Source organism: Micromonospora sp. RP3T (genome assembly GCF_003027925.1).
In the GTDB taxonomy this organism is placed as follows: Bacteria; Actinomycetota; Actinomycetes; order Mycobacteriales; family Micromonosporaceae; genus Micromonospora.
Genome location: NZ_PYPS01000011.1, coordinates 1 through 19,132, shown reverse-complemented (window position 1 = coordinate 19,132; position 19,132 = coordinate 1). Strand labels below are relative to the sequence as shown.

The 19,132-nt window shown below is 75.8% G+C and carries 3 protein-coding genes; all 3 read right to left on the bottom strand.

Annotated features, from left to right (window positions below):
* Nucleotides 1-23: 23 nt before the first annotated feature.
* Complete coding sequence (locus tag C8054_RS11290; protein WP_107156726.1) at nt 24-4,997, bottom strand: type I polyketide synthase; 4,974 nt, start codon at nt 4,995-4,997, stop codon at nt 24-26.
* Between the two features lie 31 nt (nt 4,998-5,028).
* A complete protein-coding gene (locus C8054_RS11285) occupies nt 5,029-15,972 on the bottom strand; it encodes a type I polyketide synthase (protein WP_107156725.1) in 10,944 nt (3,647 codons plus the stop codon).
* Between the two features lie 44 nt (nt 15,973-16,016).
* Nucleotides 16,017-19,132 (bottom strand): SDR family NAD(P)-dependent oxidoreductase (locus C8054_RS11280; protein WP_146179909.1); only part of this gene is annotated, 3,116 nt, incomplete at its 5' end.

Here is a 19,132-nt window from a genome sequence, read left to right as displayed (position 1 = left end):
GGACGGGAGTGAGCCGGTGCGGGTCAGGAGAGACCGAGGTCGCGGTCCACCATGGCGAACAGCTCGTCGTCGCTGGCGTCGCCGAGATGACGGCCGAGGTCGTCGTCGCCGCCGCTGCCCTGGCCGAGCCGGGTGAGCATGGCCTGGAGGCGGACCGTCGCCCGGACCCGGGCGGCCTCGTCGCGGGCCACCACGTCGAGCCCGTCGGCGATCCGGTCGAGGTCGTCGAGCAACGCGGTCGGGGTGACCACGTCGTCCTGGGCCACCTCGGCGTAGAGGTACTCGGCCAGCGTGGTCGGCGTCGGGTAGTCGAAGACCAGGGTGACCGGCAGCGCCACCCCGCTCGCCAGGCCGAGCCGGTTGCGCAGCTCGACCGCGGTGACCGAGTCGAAACCCAGTTCACGGAACGCGCGGTGCTCGTCCACCGACTCCCCGGACGGGTAGTTGAGCACGGCCGCGACCTGGCTGCGGACCAGCGCGAGCAGCACCGCCATCCGGTCGCCGGCGGGCAGCCCGGCGAGCCGGTCGCGCAGCGACTCCGGGCCGTCGGGCACCTCGCCGCCGGTGGTCCGCTCGACCGTCCGCAGCCGGCGGACGTCCGGCAGGTCGCTGATCAGCGGGCCGGGCCGGGTGGCGGTGAACGCGACGGAGAACCGCTCCCAGGCGATGTCGGCGACGGTGAGGAACGCCTCGCCGTGGTCGACGGCCTGGTGCAGCGCGGCGATCGCGGCCTCCGGCGGCATCTCGGGTACGCCGTGCCGGTGCAGCAGTTCACCGAACGGACCGTCGGCCATGCCGCCGCCGGCCCAGGCGCCCCAGGCGATGGACGTGCCGGGCAGGCCGAGTCCGCGCCGGTGCTGGGCGAGCGCGTCGAGGAACGCGTTGCTCGGGGCGTAGTTGCCGACGCCGGAGCTGCCCACCGAACCGGCGAACGAGGAGAACAGCACGAACGCCCCGAGGTCGAGGTCGAGCGTCAGTTCGTGCAGGTGGTAGGCGACGTCCACCTTGGCCGCGAGGACCCGCTCGATCTGGTCGATGCGCAGCTCGTTGATCAGGGCGTCGTCGAGCACCGCGCTGGCGTGCACCACTGCTTTCAGCGGCCGGTCGGCGGGAATGCCGTCGATCAGCGCGGCCAGCGCGTCCCGGTCCGCGGCGTCGCAGGTGACCACGCTGGCGGTGGCGCCGAGCGCGGTGAGGTCGGCGACGAGTTCGGCGGCGCCGGGGGCGTCCATGCCGCGCCGGCTGGCCACCACGATGTGCTCCACCCCGCTGCGGGCGAGCCAGCGGGCGGCGTGCCCGCCCAGCGCGCCGGTGCCGCCGGTGACCAGCGCGGTGCCGGAGGGCTGCCAGGGGTGCGCGGGCCGGCTGTCGCCGAGCGGGACGCGGGTGAGCCGCCGGCCGAGCAGTCCGCCGGGGCGTACCGCGATCTGGTCCTCCTCGCCGGCGGCGGTGAGCGCCGCGACCAGCAGGCCGGCGCTGCGCTCGTCGACCGCCTCCGGCAGGTCGACGAGTCCGCCCCAACGCTGCGGGTGTTCCAGCGCGGCGACGCGGCCGAAGCCCCAGATCATCGCCTGGCCGGGCGAGCGGAGCAGTTCGGCGCGGCCGACCGAGACGGCGCCGGACGTGACCGCCCACATCGGGGCGGCCAGGCCGATGTCGCCGAGCGCCTGGACCAGCGCGACGGTGGCGGCGAAGCCGCCGGGGACGGACGGGTGCATCGGGTGGACGAGTTCGTCGAACGCGAGCAGCGACACCACGCCGGTCACCTCGGTGAGCGTGCCGTCCGCGCCGGTGGTGAGTGCCTCGCGCAGCAGCTTGCCGAGCAGGTCCCGGTCGACGTCGGTGGTGCTGACCGGCAGCGGGACGACGGTGGCGCCGGCGGCGGCGAACGCGTCGACGCACGCCTCCTGCCAGGGTTCGACGATGTCGCCGGTGGGCAGCACGACGAGCCAGGTGCCGGCCATGCCACGGTTGGTGATGCCGGTGAGCGGCTTCCAGGTGTCCTGGTAGCGCCAGCTGTCGATGTCGGACTGGCGACGCTGCTGCCGCCGCCAGCGGTGCAGCACCGGCAGCGCCGGGGCGAGCGCGTCGAGCGCCTGCCCGGCGGGGAGGTCGTCGCCGGCGAGCACCTCGGCGAGGCCGGACAGGTCGTCGCGTTCGACGGCGGCCCAGAAGCCGCTGTCGTCCGGGCTGCCGTGATCGGCCGCCTGCTCCGCCCGCTCGGGGCCACCGCTGCCGTCGAGCCAGAGCCGCTGGTGGTCGAACGCGTAGGTGGGCAGCGCGACGGTGTCCGTCTCGGCGAGGACCGTGGTCAGGTCGACGGGCAGGCCGATGCTGTGCGCGGTGGCCAGGTTGGTCAGCAGGCGGGTCGGGTCGTCCTCACCCCGACGCAGCGTCGACAACGTGTGCCCGGCGGTGCCGAGGTCGTCCAGGATCGCCGTCACCGGCATGGTCAGCACCGGATGCGGGCTGATCTCCACGAACGTGGTGTGACCCGCCTCGACCGCCGTCCGCACCGCCGAGTCGAACCGGACCGTGCGGCGCAGGTTGTCGTACCAGTAGTCGGCCGTCATCGTGGCCGGGTCGACCCACTCCCCGGTCAGCGTGGACACCAGCCGGGTGTGACCGGCCTGCGGCGTCACGCCGGCCAGGTCGGCACGCAACTGCTGCGCGACGTCCTCCACGGCCGCCGAGTGCGACGCGTAGTCCACCGGGATCAGCCGGGCCCGGACGCCGTCGGCCTGACACGACTCGACCAGATCCGCGACCGCCTGCGGCGGACCGGACACCACGACCGTGGCCGGGCCGTTGACCGCCGCCACCCCGACACCGTCGACGCCACCCAGCCGGGCGGTCACCTCGTCGGCGGACAGGTCGACCGACGCCATCGTGCCGGTGCCGCGCAGCACCGACAGCGCCCGCGACCGCAACGCCACCGTCTTCGCCGCGTCGTCCAGGGACAGGATCCCGGCGACGCACGCCGCGCCGATCTCGCCCTGGGAGTGGCCGATCACCGCGTCGGGCGTCACGCCGGCCGCGCGCCAGACGGCGGCGAGCGCCACCCCGACCGCCCACAGCACCGGCTGCACCACCTCGACGCGGTCCAGCCAGGACTCGTCGTCTCCGGTCAGCACCGACACGAGATCGACGTCGAGGTGGGGGGCCAGCGCCGCCTGGCACTCGGCCAGCGCGGTGTCGAACGGCGCGCACCGACCGACCAGGCCGGCGGCCATCTGAGCGGACTGGGCGCCCTGGCCGGGGAAGACGAAGACCGGGCCGGCGCCGGCGGCGGACGCCGTACCGGTGACCAGGCTGCCGGCCGGCAGGCCGGCGGCGAGCGCGTCCAGGCCGGCGAGCAGTTCGGCGGCGTCCGCGCCGACGACGACGGCGCGCTGGTCGAGCGTGGACCGGGTGGTGGCCAGCGACCAGGCCACGGATGCCGGGTCGGCGGGGTGGGCGCGCAGGTGCGCCGCCAGTCGGGCGGCCTGCCCGGCGAGCGCGCCCCGGGTCCGGGCCGACACCGGCCAGGCGGTGGGGCCGGCGGCGAGCAGGCCGGCGCGGCGCGGCGCGGGGGCGTCGTCGGCGGGCGCCTCAGCCGGCTCGGCGGCGGAGGGGCGGTACTCCTCGACGATGACGTGCGCGTTGGTGCCGCTGACCCCGAACGAGGAGACGCCGCCACGGCGGGGCCGGCCCAGTTCCGGCCACTGCCGGTTCTCGGTGATCAGCTCCACCGCGCCGGCGTCCCAGTCGACGTGCGGGGACGGCTCGTCCACGTGCAGCGTCGCCGGCAGCGTGCCGTGCCGCAGCGCCATCACCATCTTGACCAGCCCGGCCACGCCGGCGGCGCTCTGCGTGTGGCCGATGTTCGACTTCACCGAGCCCAGCCAGAGCGGGCGGTCCGCGGGCCGGTCCTGCCCGTACGTGGCGAGCAGCGCCTGTGCCTCGATCGGGTCGCCGAGCGTGGTGCCGGTGCCGTGCGCCTCGACCAGGTCGACGTCGGCCGTGCCGAGTCGGGCGTCGGCCAGCGCGGCCCGGATGACCCGCTGCTGGGAGGGGCCGTTCGGGGCGGTCAGGCCGTTGGACGCGCCGTCCTGGTTGAGCGCGCTGCCGCGGATCACGGCGAGGATCGGGTGGCCGTTGCGTTCGGCGTCGGCGAGCCGCTCCACCACGACGACGCCGCCGCCCTCGCCCCAGCCGGTGCCGTCGGCGCCGGCCGCGAACGCGCGGCACCGCCCGTCGACGGACATGCCGCGCTGGCGGGAGAAGACGATGAACACGCCCGGGGTGGCCATCACGGTGACGCCACCGGCGACCGCCAGGTCGCACTCGCCGCGGCGCAGCGCCTGCCCGGCCAGGTGCAGCGCGACAAGCGACGACGAGCAGGCGGTGTCGACGGTGACGGCGGGGCCGTTGAGGCCGAGCGTGAACGAGATCCGGCCGGAGGCGACGCTCGTGGTGTTGCCGGTGCCGAGGTACATGTCCACGCCGTCCGGCACGTACGGCAGGCCCATCCCGTAGTTGGAGGTGCTCAGCCCGACGAAGACGCCGGTGGCGCTGCCGCGCAGCGACAACGGGTCGATGCCGGCCCGCTCGATCGCCTCCCAGGACGTCTCCAGCAGCAGCCGCTGCTGCGGGTCCATGGCGAGCGCCTCGCGGGGCGAGATGCCGAACAGGGCCGGGTCGAAGTCACCGGCGCGGTCGAGGAACCCGCCGACCCGGGTGTAGCTCTTGCCGGGCTTGTCCGGGTCGGGGTCGTACAGCCCGTCGAGGTCCCAGCCCCGGTCGTCGGGGAACTCGGTGAGCGCGTCACGCCCCTCGGCGACCAGGTCCCACAGTTCCTCCGGGGACCGGACGCCGCCGGGGAACCGGCAGCTCATCGACACGATGGCGAGTGGTTCCTGGTCCCGCGCCTCGACGGTCTGCAGCTTGCGCTTCGTGTCGTGCAGGTCGGCGGTCACCCGCTTGAGGAAGTACCGCAGCTTGTCGTCGTCGCTCATCGCGTCCCTGCCTTGATCCGCGGTGGTCATGTCAGGAGATTCCAAACTCTTTGCTGATGAAGTCGAAGATCTCGTCGTCGCTGGCCGCGTCGAGGTCGGGCCGCTCCGGTTCCTCGGCCGGGCCGGCGAGGTCGGTGGCCTTGGCCAGCAGGTCACGCATCCGGGTGGCGAACCGGTCCCGGGTCGCCGGGTCGAGCGCCAGCGTGGTGAGCAGCGACTCGACCGCGTCGATGCCCTGGAACAGCGGCTGGGTGGAGGGCGCCGCGTCGGCGGCGATCTCGCCGGCCAGCTTCTCGGCGAGGGCGTGCGGCGTCGGGTAGTCGAAGACCAGCGTGGCGGGCAACCGCAGCCCGGACAGCGTGTTGAGCCGGTTGCGCAGGTCGACCGCGGTCAGCGAGTCGAAGCCCAGGTCGGTGAAGAGGCGGCCGGGGTCGACGGCTTCCGGCCCGGCGTGGCCGAGCACCGCGGCCACGTTCGCCCGGACCACGTCGAGCAGCACCTTGCGCCGCTCCGGGTCGGCCAGGCCGGCGAGCCGCTGGGCGAGCGGCACGCCGCCGGTGCCGGCGCCGCCCGCGTCGACCGAGCGCCGCAGCGGCACCCGGACCAGGCCGCGCAGCAGCGGCGCGAGCACCCCGGCCTCGGCCTGGCCGCGCAGCGCCGCCACGTCCAACCGCATCGGTACGACGGCAGCGGTGTCCAGCCGCCAGGCGGCGTCGAACAGGTGCAGCGCCTGCTCGGTGGCGAGCCCGGCGGCACCCTGCTCGGTCATCCGCCGCACGTCGGCGTCGGCGAGGTGACCGGTCATGCCGCTGGCCTGCTCCCAGAGGCCCCAGGCGAGCGAGATGCCGGGCAGGCCCTGGGCCCGCCGGTGCGCGGCGAGCGCGTCGAGGAACGCGTTGGCCGCACCGTAGTTGGCCTGGCCGGCGCTGCCGAGCGTGGCGGCGGCGGACGAGAACAGCACGAACGCGCCGAGATCCCGGCCGGCGGCGAGCCGGTGCAGGTGCCACGCCGCGTCGATCTTGGGGATGCCGACCGCGTCGACGCGGTCCGGGGTGAGCGACTCCAGCACGCCGTCGTCGAGCACGCCGGCGGCGTGCACCACGGCGGTGAGCGGATGCGCGGCGGGAATGCCGTCGAGCAGCGCGGCGAGCGCGTCCGGGTCGGCGGCGTCGCAGGCGGCGACCGTGACCTCGGTGCCGACGCCGGCCAGCTCGGTGACCAGGTCGTCGATGCCGTCGGCGGTCGCGCCGCGCCGCCCGGCGAGCAGCAGGTGCCGCATGCCGTGGGTGGTGGCGAGGTGGCGGGCCAGCAGCCGGCCCAGCACGCCGGTACCGCCGGTGATCAGCACGGTGCCGTCCGGGTCGACGCCGCCGGGCCGGGGCTCCAGCCCGGCCGGCACGCGGGCCAGGCGCGGCGCGCGCACCTGGCCGGCGTGCACGGCGAGCTGCGGTTCGCCGGTGCCGATCGCGGCGGCGAGCAGCGCGGCGCCGGCCGGCTCGGCGTCCAGGTCGACGAGGTGGATCCGGTCGGGGTGTTCGAGCTGGGCGGTGCGGACGAGTCCCCAGGCGGGCGCCGACCGCAGGTCGACCTCGGCCGGGTCGCCGGTGGCGACGGCGCCGCGGGTGACCAGCACCAGGCGGGTGTCGGCGAACCGGTCGTCGGCGAGCCAGGCCTGGAGCGTGCCGAGCAGGCGGTGGGTGGTGGCGCGGGCCTGCGCGGCCAGTTCGGGGCCGGCGCCGGCGCCGGTGCCGCCGACCGGCACGATCAGTGTCCCGGGGGCGGGTTCCCCACCGGCGAGCAGCTCGGCGAAGGATTCCGGGGCGAGGTCGGGGCGGACGCGGGCACCGGCGGCCTCGGCGGCGGCGTTGAGCGCGAGGTCGTCGCCGAGCACCACCCATCCGGTGGCGGCCGGCAACGGTCCGGCGGTCACCGGCAACACCGGCCAGTCCACCTGGAACAGCGACTCGTGCCGGCCGGAGCGGGCCGCGCCGAGCGCGTCACCGGTGACCCGGCGCATGATCAGCGAGTCGGCGTGCAGGACCGGGGCGCCGGTGGCGTCGGCGACCTGGAACGTGACGCCGACGTCGCCGGCCGCGGCGACGCGGACCCGCAGCGCGGTGGCGCCGGCGGCGAGCAGCGTGACACCGGTCCAGGCGAACGGCAGCCGGGGCACGCTGGCGTCGGCGCCGTCGCCCATCCGGCCGAGGAACCCGCCGATGGACATCGCCTGGAGCGCGCCGTCGAGCAGCGCCGGGTGGAGCCCGAACCGGCCGGCCTCGGCGTGGTGGTCGGCGGGGAGCGCCACCTCGGCGAAGACCTCGTCGCCCCGGGTCCAGGCGGCGCGCAGGCCGCGGAAGACCGGGCCGTAGCCGAAGACGGTGGCTTCCAGGCCGGCGTAGAAGGAGTCGGAGGCGACCGGCGTGGCGCCGGGCGGCGGCCACACACCGAGGTCGAACGCGGGCGGTTCGGCGCCGCGCGGGGCGAGCAGCCCGGTGGCGTGGCAGGTCCAGGCCACGTCGGCGAGGATCTCGTCGGAGCCGTCCCGGTACGGGCGGGAGTGCAGTTGCACCGGGCGGCGGCCGGTCTCGTCGCGCTCGCCGACGGTGAGCTGGATCTGGAGCGACCCGAGTTCCGGCAGCACGAGCGGGGCGAGCAGGGTGAGTTCCTCGACCACCGGCGCGCCGGCCTGGTCGCCGGCGTGCGCGGCCAGTTCGACGAACGCGGTGCCGGGCAGCAGGATCGCGTTCATCACCCGGTGCTCGCCGAGCCACGGGTGGGTGCGGACGGACAGCCGCCCGGTGAAGACCAGCCGCTCGCTGTCGGGGAACGTGACGGCGGCGCTGAGCAGCGGGTGGCCGGCGTCCTGGAGGCCGGCGGAGGCGACGTCCTGGGCCCGGTGGGCGGGCGGGTCGAGCCAGAACCGCTGCTGCTCGAACGCGTAGGTGGGCAGCGGGACGGTGTCCGTCTCGGCGAGCACGCTGGTCAGGTCGACCGGCAGGCCGACACTGTGCGCGGTGGCCAGGTTGGTCAGCAGGCGGGTCGGGTCGTCCTCACCACGTCGCAACGTGGACAGCGTGTGCCCGGCGGTGCCGAGGTCGTCGAGGATCGCGGTGACCGGCATGGTCAGCACCGGGTGCGGGCTGATCTCCACGAACGTCGTGTGTCCCGCCCCGACCGCCGTGCGCACTGCGGTGTCGAAGCGCACGGTCTGCCGCAGGTTGTCGTACCAGTAGTCCGCCATCATCGTCGCCGGGTCCACCCACTCCCCGGTCAACGTCGACACCAACCGGATGTGACCCGGCTGCGGCGTCACGCCGGCCAGGTCGGTGCGGAGCTGCTGCGCGACCTCCTCCACGGCGGCGGAGTGGGAGGCGTAGTCGACCGGGATCAGCCGGGCCCGGACGCCGTCGGCCTGACACGACTCGACCAGGTCCGCGACCGCCTGCGGCGGACCGGACACCACCACGGTCGCCGGGCCGTTGACCGCCGCCACCCCGACGCCGTCGAAGCCGCCCAGCCGGGCGGTGACGTCGTCAGCGGACAGGTCGACCGATGCCATCGTGCCGGTGCCGCGCAGCACCGACAGCGCCCGGGACCGCAACGCCACCGTCTTCGCCGCGTCGTCAAGGGACAGGATCCCGGCCACACACGCCGCGCCGATCTCACCCTGCGAATGCCCGACCACCGCCTGCGGGTCGACCCCGACGTGCCGCCACACCGCGGCCAGGGCGACACCCACCGCCCACAGCACCGGCTGCACCACCTCGACCCGCGCCAACCACGACTCGTCGTCACCGGTCAACACCGCCACCAGATCGACATCGAGGTACGGAGAAAGCGCCACCCGGCACTCGGCCAGCGCCGCATCGAACGGCCCGCACCGACCCACCAGACCCGCCGCCATCCGCGCCGACTGCGCGCCCTGACCCGGGAACACGAACACCGGACCGGCGGTGGCGGAGGCCGTGCCGGTGACCAGGTGTGGTGACGGCGCCCCGTCGGCGAGCGCGTCCAGGCCGGACAGCAACTCCTCGACCGACGAGCCGACCACGGCGGCCCGCTGGTCGAACGCCGACCGGGTGGCGACCAACGACCAGGCCACCGCCGCGGTGTCCACGTCGCCCTGCGCGCGGACGTGCCCGGCCAGGCGGGCGGCCTGCCCGGCCAGCGCGGCGCGGGACCGTGCGGAGACCGCCCACACCGTCGCGGCGGTGTCCAGCAGGCCGGCGCCGGTGGCGGCCGGGGCGGCCGGTTCGTCGCCCTGTTCCACGATGACGTGCGCGTTGGTGCCGGAGATGCCGAACGACGACACCGCCGCCCGGCGCGGGCGGTCGCCCGCCGGCCAGGGCCGCGCCTCGGTGGCCAGTTCCACCGCGCCGGCGTCCCAGTCGATGTGCGGGGACGGCTCGTCCACGTGCAGCGTGCGGGGTACGGTGCCGTGCCGCATGGCCTGCACCATCTTGATCACACCGGCGACGCCGGCGGCGGCCTGGGCGTGGCCGATGTTCGACTTGATCGAGCCGAGCAGCAGCGGCCGGTCGGCGGGCCGGTCCTGCCCGTACGTGGCGAGCAGCGCCTGCGCCTCGATCGGGTCACCCAAGGTGGTGCCGGTGCCGTGCGCCTCGACCACGTCCACGTCGGCCGGGGACAGCCGCGCGGCGGCCAGCGCCGCCCGGATCACCCGCTGCTGCGACGGGCCGTTCGGGGCGGTCAGCCCGTTGGACGCGCCGTCGGAGTTGACCGCGCTGCCACGAACGACCGCGAGGACGTGTCGGCCCTGCCGGCGGGCGTCGGAGAGACGCTGCACCAGCAGCAGGCCGACGCCCTCGGCCCAGCCGGTACCGTCGGCGGACGCGGCAAACGACTTGCACCGGCCGTCGGCGGCCAGTCCGCGCTGGCGGGAGAACTCCACGAACGCGGTCGGGGTGGCCATCACGATGACGCCGCCCGCGAGGGCCATGTCGCACTCGCCGCGGCGCAGCGCCTGCCCGGCCCAGTGCAGCGCGACGAGCGACGACGAGCAGGCGGTGTCCAGCGAGACGGCCGGCCCTTCCAGCCCGTACGTGTAGGCGACCCGGCCGGAGATGACGCTGCTGGTCATGCCGGTGAGCGCGTACCCGGAGGTCTCCTCCGGGGCGAACGCGAGCAGCGAGCCGTAGTCCTGGCCGCTGGTGCCGACGAAAACGCCGGTGCTGCTGCCGCGTACCCCGGTCGGGTCGATGCCGGCGGACTCGAACGTCTCCCAGGTGGTCTCCAGCAGCAGCCGCTGCTGCGGGTCCATGGCGAGCGCCTCGCGCGGGCTGATGCCGAAGAAGCCGGGGTCGAACCGGTCGACGTCGGCGAGGAAGCCGCCGCCGCGGGCGTAGAACGTGCCGGCGGCGTCCGGGTCGGGGCTGTAGAGCGTGTCCAGGTCCCAGCCCCGGTCGCCGGGCAGGTCGGTGATCGCGTCGACGCCGTCGGCGACGAGCCGCCACAGGTCGTCCGGGGTGGACACGCCGCCGGGCAGCCGGCAGGCCATGCCGATGATGGCCAGCGGCTCGTCGTCGCCGACGGTGACCGGGGCGGTCGCCGGGTGGGCCGGGACCGGCACGCCCGCGATCTCGGTGTCCAGGTGGGCGGCGAGTTCCTGCGGGCTCGGGTAGTCGAAGACCAGCGTGGCGGGCAGCCGCAGGCCGAACGCGTTGCCGAGCCGGTTGCGCATCTCGACGGCGGTGAGCGAGTCGAAGCCGAGGTCGCTGAACGCGCGGCGCGGGTCGACGGCGGCCGGGTCGGGGTAACCGAGCACGGCGGCGGCCTGCCCCCGGACGATCTCCAGCAGCGCGGCCCGCCGGTCGGTGTCGGCGAGCGCGGCGAGCTGCTGCACCAGCGACGCCCCGGTGGCCGGCGCGGCGGCGGTGCCCCGACCGGCGCGGATCAGCGCCCGGTACAGCGGCGGGACGGCGCCGGCGAACTGGGCCCGCATGGCGGCCAGGTCGAGGCGGGCGGGCACCAGCGCGGCGGCCGGGACGCGGCAGGCGGCGTCGAAGAGCGCCAGCCCCTCCTCCGCCTCCATCGCGGACACGCCGGAGCGGGAGATGCGGTTGAGGTGGACGTCGTCCAGTTCGGTGGTCATGCCGCTGCGGTCGGCCCAGAGGCCCCACGCGAGGGTGAGCGCGGCGAGGCCACGGGCGCGGCGGTGGTGGGCCAGCCCGTCGAGGAACGCGTTGGCGGCGGCGTAGTTACCCTGGCCGGGTCCGCCGGCGGTGGCCGCGAGCGAGGAGTACGAGACGAACGCGGTGAGGTCGAGGTCGGCGGTCAGCTCGTGCAGGTGCCAGGCGGCGTCCACCTTCGGACGCAGCACGCCGTCGACCCGGTCGGGGGTGAGCGAGGAGATGACGCCGTCGTCGCGTACCCCGGCGGCGTGCACCACTGCGGTGAGCGGGTGGTCGGCGGGGAGGTCGGCGAGCAGCGCGGCGACCGCGTCGCGGTCGGCGACGTCGCAGGCGGCGACCGTGACGGTGGCGCCCAGCGCGGTCAGCTCGTCGCAGAGCTCCGGGATGCCGGCGGCGTCCCGGCCGCGCCGGCTGGTGAGCACCAGGTGCCGCACGCCGTGCCGGGTCACCAGGTGCCGGCTCATGAGCTGGCCGAGCGTGCCGGTGGCGCCGGTGATCAGCACGGTGCCGTCGGCGTCGAACGCCGGGTCGGCCGGCTCGGCGGGCGCGGGCACCCGGGTGAGCCGGGCGCCGGCCGCGACACCGGCACGGACGGCGACCTGCGGTTCGTCGGTGTCCAGCGCCGCCACCAGCGCGGCGGCGGCGGTCGCCGGGTCGTCCACGTCGACCAGCACGAACCGGCCCGGGTTCTCCGACTGGGCGGAACGCACCAGGCCGATGACGGCCGCGCCGGCCAGGTCGGTGAGGTCGGCGTCCGGCTCGGTGGCGACCGCGCCGCGGGTGAGCACGACCAGCCGGGTGGCCTCGTAGCGGTCGTCGGCGAGGAACCGCTGGAGCACGTCGAGCGCCCGGTGGGTCGTCTCGGCGACCCAGCGGGGCACGTCGCGCTCGCCGCGCGGGTCGAGGAACGGCACGACAAGCACGCCGGGCGCGTCGGCGTCGTCGTCGAGCGCGCCGGTCAGGGCCGCGAGATCGGGGTACGCGGTGACGGCCGTCCCGGTGGCGGCGACCGCGTCGGCGAGCCCGGGGTCGGTGTCGAGCACCGCCCACGTGCCGGCGGCCGGCCCGGTGGGCAGCGGCAGCGGGGTCCAGTCGATCCGGTACAGCGACTCGGGTCCGCCGCCGCCGGCGGTGCGGAGCTGGTCGGCGGTGACCGGCCGCAGCACCAGCGAGCCGACCGAGGCGATCGGGGCGCCGTCGACGCCGGCGAGGAGCAGCGAGACGCTGTCCGGGCCGGTGTGCCGGACCCGGACCCGGGCGGCGGCGGCGCCGGCGGCGTGCAGCGCGATGTCGTTCCAGGAGAACGGCAGCCGGCCGTGGCCGGGGGGCAGCCCGGGGCCGGCGGGTTCACCGGCGGCGCTGGTGAGGCCGAGCGTGTGCAGCGCGGCGTCGAGCAGCGCCGGGTGCACGCCGTAGCCGCCGGCCTCGGCGGCCGGTGTCTCGGGCAGCGTCAGGTCGGCGAAGAGGTCGTCGCCGCGCCGCCAGGCGGTGCGCAGCGCGATGAACGACGGGCCGTAGTCGTAGCCCTGCGCGGCCAGGTGCGGGTAGAGCTGGTCGGTGGGCACCTCGGTGGCGTCCGGCGGCGGCCAGGCGGCCAGGTCGGACCAGCCGGGTACGCCGGGTTGCGCCGGCCGGTCGGCGAGGACGCCGCTGGCGTTGCGGGTCCAGGTGCGTGGGTCCCCGTCGGCGGTCTCCCGGTCGGTCGGCTCGTCGCCGGGCCGGTCGTGGTCGGGCGCGGAGTGCAGCGACACGGACCGGCAGCCGGTCTCGTCGGCCGGGCCGATCCAGAGCTGGATGTCGACGCCGCCGTTCTCGGGCAGGATCAGCGGCGCTTCGAGGGTCAGTTCGCGGACGTGGTCGGCGCCGACGTGGGCGCCGGCCTGGAGGGCCAGCTCGACGAAGCCGGTGCCGGGCAGCAGCACGGTGTCGAAGACGACGTGGTCGGCGATCCACGGGTGGGTACGCCGGGACAGCCGGCCGGTGAACAGGAAGCCCTCGGCGTGGGCGACGCCGACGGCGGCGCCGAGCAGCGGGTGCCGGGCGGGGCGCAGGCCGACCGCGGTGACGTCCCCGGTCCAGCCGCCGCCGGCCTCCGGCCAGTAGCGCCGACGCTGGAACGCGTAGGTGGGCAGGTCGACGCGGGTCGCGCCGGTGCCGGCGAACCAGGGCGCCCAGTCGATCTGGACACCGTGCACGTGCAGCTCGGCCAGGCCGGCCAGCAACGCCCCGGTCTCGTCCCGGTCCCGGCGCTGCACGGCGGTCGCGACCACGGCCTCGTCGTCGGGCAGGATCTCCGCGGTCAGCGCGGTGAGCACGCTCTGCGGGCCGACCTCCAGGAACGTGTCCGCCCCGGCGGCGCGCAACGCGGCGACCCCGTCGGCGTACCGCACCGCTTCCCGCACGTGCCGCACCCAGTAGTCCGGGCCGGTGATCTCGTCCCCGGCCAACGCACCGGTCACGTTCGACACGATCGGCAGGGCCGGTGCGGCGAACGTGAGCCCGTCGAGCACGGTGCGGAACTCGGCGAGCATCGGCTCCATCAGCGGGCTGTGGAACGCGTGCGACACCGTCAACCGGCGGACCCGCACACCGCGGTCCCGCCAGGCGCGCTCCAGCTCGGTCAACGCGTCGACCGGCCCGGACAGCACCACCGACGACGGCCCGTTGACCGCCGCGATCCCCACGTCCGCGCGACCGGCGATCGACGCGGCCACCTCGGACTCCGGCGCGGCGACCGCGAGCATCCCGCCACCGGCGGGCAGCGCCTGCATCAACCGGCCGCGCGCCGCCACCAACTGGCACGCGTCCGGCAGGGACAACACACCCGCCACGTGGGCGGCGGTGACCTCACCGATCGAGTGGCCACCCACGAAGTCGGGGGTGACGCCGAACGACTCGACCAGGCGGAACAACGCCACCTCGGCCGCGAACAGACCGGCCTGCGTGAACTGCGTCTGATCCAGCAGGTCGCCGTCGCCGAACAGCACCGGCTTCACCGGCTGCGGCAGCAACGGATCGAGTGCCGCGCACACCTCGTCGAGCGCGGCGGCGAACACCGGGAACGTCTCGGACAGCTCCCGGCCCATGCCGGCACGCTGCGCGCCCTGCCCGGAGAAGAGCACCGCCAGGCCCTGCCGGTCGGTGGCCGCGCCGGTCGCCGTGGCGGCCGTCGGCGTTCCGGCCGCGAGCGCCCGCAGGCCGGCGAGCAGGTCGTCGCGGTCGGTGGCGGCCAGCACGGCCCGCCGGTCCAGCGCCGCCCGCGCGGTGGTCGACGAGAACGCCACGTCGAGCGCGGTCGACGCCGGGTCGGCGGCCAGCCGCGCGGCCCAGCGGCCGGCCTGGTCGGCGAGCGCGGCGTCGTCGCGGGCGGACACCAGCACCGGTACGACCGGGCGGGTACGTGTCGGCGCGGCGTCGGCCGGGGCGGGTTCGTCCGGCGGCGCCTGTTCGAGGATGGTGTGCGCGTTGGTGCCGGACACGCCGAACGAGGAGATCGCCGAGCGGCGGGGCCGGTCTACCGCCGGCCACGGGGTGGCCTCGGTGACCAGCTCGACCGCTCCGGTGTCCCAGTCGACCTGCGGCGTCGGCGCGTCCACGTGCAGCGTGGGCGGGACGAGCCCGTGCCGCATCGCCTGCACCATCTTGATCACCCCGGCGACGCCGGCCGCGGCCTGCGTGTGCCCCAGGTTCGACTTGACGGAGCCGAGCAGCAGCGGCGCGGCGTCGCCCCGGTCCTGCCCGTACGTGGCCAGCAGCGCCTGCGCCTCGATCGGGTCGCCGAGCCGGGTGCCGGTGCCGTGCGCCTCCACCACGTCCACGCCGCCGGCGGCGAGCCCGGCGTTGGCCAGGGCCTGCTGGATCACCCGCTGCTGCGACGGGCCGTTCGGGGCGCTCAGCCCGTTCGACGCGCCGTCCTGGTTGACCGCGCTGCCGCGCAGCACGGCGAGGATCGGGTGGCCGTTGCGGCGGGCGTCGGAGACGCGTTCCAGTAGCAGCACACCGACGCCCTCGGACCAGCCGGTGCCGTCGGCGGCGGCGGCGAACGCCTTGCACCGGCCGTCGGCGGCCAGTCCGCGCTGGCGGGAGAACTCGACGAACGCGCCCGGCGTACACATGGCGGTGACGCCGGCGACGACGGCGAGCGTGCACTCCCGCTGCCGCAGTGCCTGCCCGGCCAGGTGCATCGCCACCAGCGACGACGAGCAGGCGGTGTCGACGGTGACCGCGGGCCCTTCCAGGCCGAACGTGTAGGCGATCCGGCCGGACACCACGCTGCCGGCGTTGCCGGTCATCAGGTGCCCTTCCAGGCCCTGCGCGGCGGCGGTCATCAGCACGGTGCCGTAGTCCTGGCCGGTGCTGCCGGCGAACACGCCGGTGCGGCTGCCGCGCAGCGTGTGCGGGTCGATGCCGGCCCGCTCGAAGACCTCCCAGGTGGTCTCCAGCAGCCACCGCTGCTGGGGGTCCATGGCGAGCGCCTCGCGCGGCGAGATGGCGAAGAAGCCGCTGTCGAAGTCGGCCAGGTCGGTGACGAAGCCGCCGTGGCGCGCGTACGAGGTGCCGGCGTCCTCGGGGTCGCCGGCGTGCAGCGCGTCGAGGTCCCAGCCCCTGTCGGTGGGGAACTCGGTCATCACGTCCCGGCCGGACGCCACCACGTCCCACAGCTGCTCCGGGGTGCGGATGCCGCCGGGGAAGCGGCAGCTCATGCCGACGATCGCGACCGGCTCCTGCTCGCCGGCCTCCACCTCGCGCAGCCGCTGCCGCACCTGGTGCAGGTCGGCGGTGACCCGCTTGAGGTAGTCGAGAAGCTTCGCCTCGTCAGCCATGGTCCGCCCATTCCCTGTGTTGCCCCGAGCCGGCAGTGGTCACGTCAGGACACCCCCAGCTCGCGGTCGATGAAGTCGAAGACCTCGTCCGGGGTGGCGTCCTGGAGCTTGTCGGCGACGCCGTCGCCGTCCGCCGGGGCGTCCACCTCGTTGAGCGAGGCCAGCAGCGTCCGGAGCCGTTCGGTGATCCGCAGCCGCGCGCCCCGGTCGGGGGCGGCGCCGGACAGCGCCGCCTCCAGCCGCTCCAGTTCGCCGAAGACCGGCGCGGCGGCGGCCACTCCCCCGTCCACGACGGCGGCGCGGACGTGGTCGGCGAGCAGCGCGGCGGTCGGGTAGTCGAACACCACCGTGGCGGGCAGCCGGACGCCGGTGGCGGCGGTGAGCCGGTTGCGCAGCTCCACCGCGGTCAGCGAGTCGAAGCCGAGGTCCCGGAACGCCCGGTCGGGTTCGACGGCGGTGTCCGAGGCGTGTCCGAGCACCGCCGCCGCCTGGCCCCGGACGAGGTCGAGCAGCGTCCTGCGGCGTTCCACCTCACTCTGCCCGGCGAGCAGGGCGGCGAGCGACTCGGCGGAGGGGCCGGCGTCGTCGGCGCGTTCGGCGGTGGCGCGGAGCGCCTCCGGGATGCCGGTGAGCAGCGGGCTGGGTCGGACCGCGGTGAAGCCGGGCACGTACCGGGCCCAGTCGACGCCGGCGACCACGGTGACCGGTTCGCGGCGGGCGAGGCAGCCGGCGAGCGCGGCGAGCGCGAGGTCGCTGTCGAGCCGGGCGACGCCGCTGCGCCGCCGGCGTTCGGCGACGGCGGGGTCGGCGTCGGCCATGCCGCCGGTGGCCCAGGGTCCCCAGGCGACGGAGGTGGCCGGCAGACCCCGCCGGTGCCGTTGTTCGGCCAACGCGTCGAGGTAGGCGTTCGCGGCGGCGTAGCTGCCCTGCCCGGCGGCGCCGAGCTGGCCGGGCAGCGCGGAGAAGAGCACGAAGGCGCGCAGGTCCCGATCGGCGGTCAGCTCGTGCAGGTGCAGCGCGCCGAGCACCTTGGGTCGCAGCACGTCGGCGATCCGGTCGGCGGTGAGACCGTCGAGGACCCCGTCGTCGAGGACGCCGGCGGTGTGTACGACGCCGGTCAACGGCGCGTCGGCGGGCACCTCGTCGAGGAGCTTGGCGAGCGCGGCCCGGTCGGCCACGTCGCAGGCGGCGACCGTGACCCGGGCGCCCCGGTCGGTGAGGTCGCGGACCAGGTCGGCGGTACCGGGCGCGTCGGCGCCGCGTCGGCTGACCAGCATCAGGTGCGTGGCGCCCCGGTCGGCGAGCCAGCGGGCCACCTGCCCGCCGAGCGCGCCGGTGCCGCCGGTGACCAGCGTGGTGCCGGCGTGGTCGAGTTCCGGGTCGGTGCCGCCGCCGGGCGCCCGGACGAGCCGGCGGACCAGCAGCGTGACGCCGTCGACGGCGAGCTGGTCCTCCCCGTCGGGGCCGGTGAGCGCGGCGCAGAGCAGGTCCCAGCCGTGGTCGTCGAGCGTGGCCGGCACGTCGACCAGGCCGCCCCAGCGTTCCGGGTGTTCCAGCGCGACGACCCGGCCGAGGCCCCAGAGCAGGGCCTGTTCGGGCCGGCCGGCGCCGCCGTCGCGGGTGGTGCCGGCGGCGCCGCGGGTGACGCACCACAGCGGCGCGGCCACGTCGAGGTCCCCGAGCGCCTGGATCAGCGCCAGCGAGCGGGCCAGGAACGGCGGCACCGGCTCGGTGGCGTCGACCGGGCCGTCGGCGAGCGCGAGCAGGGAGAGCACCCGGTCGGCCGGGTCGGGGCCGGCGGCGGTGAGCCGGGCGGCGACGGCGGCGCGGTCGGTGTCGTCGGCGGGCAGCAGCACCAGCCGGGCGTCCGCGCCGCGCCGGGTCAGTTCGGCCACCGCGGTCTCCGCCTCGGCGGTGCCGGCCTCGTCGGCGACGATCCACCAGACGCCGGTGAGGTAGCCGACCGGAATTCCGCCGTACGGCTGCCAGACGGCGCGGTAGCGCAGGTCGTCGAGCGTGGACCGGTCGCGTTGCCGGCGGCGCCAGTCGGCGAGCAGCGGCAGGACCGCGCCGAGCCGGTCGAGGGATTCGGCGGCGTCGGCGGCGGTGAGGTCGGCGAGCGCCGCGAGGTCCTCGTTGTCGACGGCGGCCCAGAAGGCTGCGTCGACGCCGGTCGGGCTCTCCCCGGCGGCGGGCGCGTCGAGGCTGGCGCGGGGCCAGTAGCGGGCCCGGTCGAACGCGTAGGTGGGCAGCGCGACGGTGTCCGTGCCGGCGAGCACGCTGGTCAGGTCGACCGGCAGGCCGATGCTGTACGCGGTGGCCAGGTTGGTCAACAGCCGGGTCGGGTCGTCCTCACCCCGACGCAACGTCGACAACGTGTGCCCGGCCGTGCCGAGGTCGTCCAGGATCGCCGTCACCGGCATCGTCAGCACCGGATGCGGGCTGATCTCCACGAACGTGCTGTGGCCCGCCCCGACCGCCGTCCGCACCGCGGTGTCGAAGCGCACGGTCTGCCGCAGGTTGTCGTACCAGTAGTCCGCCGTCATCGTCGCCGGATCCACCCACTCACCGGTCAACGTCGACACCAGACGCGTGTGACCCAGCTGCGGCGTCACGCCGGCCAGGTCGGTGCGGAGCTGCTGCGCGACCTCCTCCACGGCCGCCGAGTGCGACGCGTAGTCCACCGGGATCAACCGGGCCCGGATACCGTCGGCCTGACACGACTCGACCAGGTCCGCGACCGCCTGCGGCGGACCGGAGACCACCACGGTCGCCGGGCCGTTGATCGCCGCCACCCCGACGCCGTCGAAGCCGCCCAGCCGGGCGGTGACGTCGTCAGCGGACAGGTCGACCGATGCCATCGTGCCGGTGCCGCGCAGCACCGACAGCGCCCGCGACCGCAACGCCACCGTCTTCGCCGCGTCGTCAAGCGACAGGATCCCGGCCACGCAGGCGGCACCGATCTCACCCTGCGAGTGACCAATCACCGCCTGCGGGTCGACCCCGACGTGCCGCCACACCGCGGCCAGGGCGACACCCACCGCCCACAGCACCGGCTGCACCACCTCGACCCGCGCCAACCACGACTCGTCGTCACCGGTCAACACCGCCACCAGATCGACATCGAGGTACGGAGAAAGCGCCACCCGGCACTCGGCCA

Coding starts and splice junctions, on each gene's coding strand:
- C8054_RS11285 (WP_107156725.1), bottom strand. CDS start 15,972: ATGGCTGACGAGGCGAAGCTTCTCGACTACCTCAAGCGGGTCACCGCC.
- C8054_RS11290 (WP_107156726.1), bottom strand. CDS start 4,997: ATGAGCGACGACGACAAGCTGCGGTACTTCCTCAAGCGGGTGACCGCC.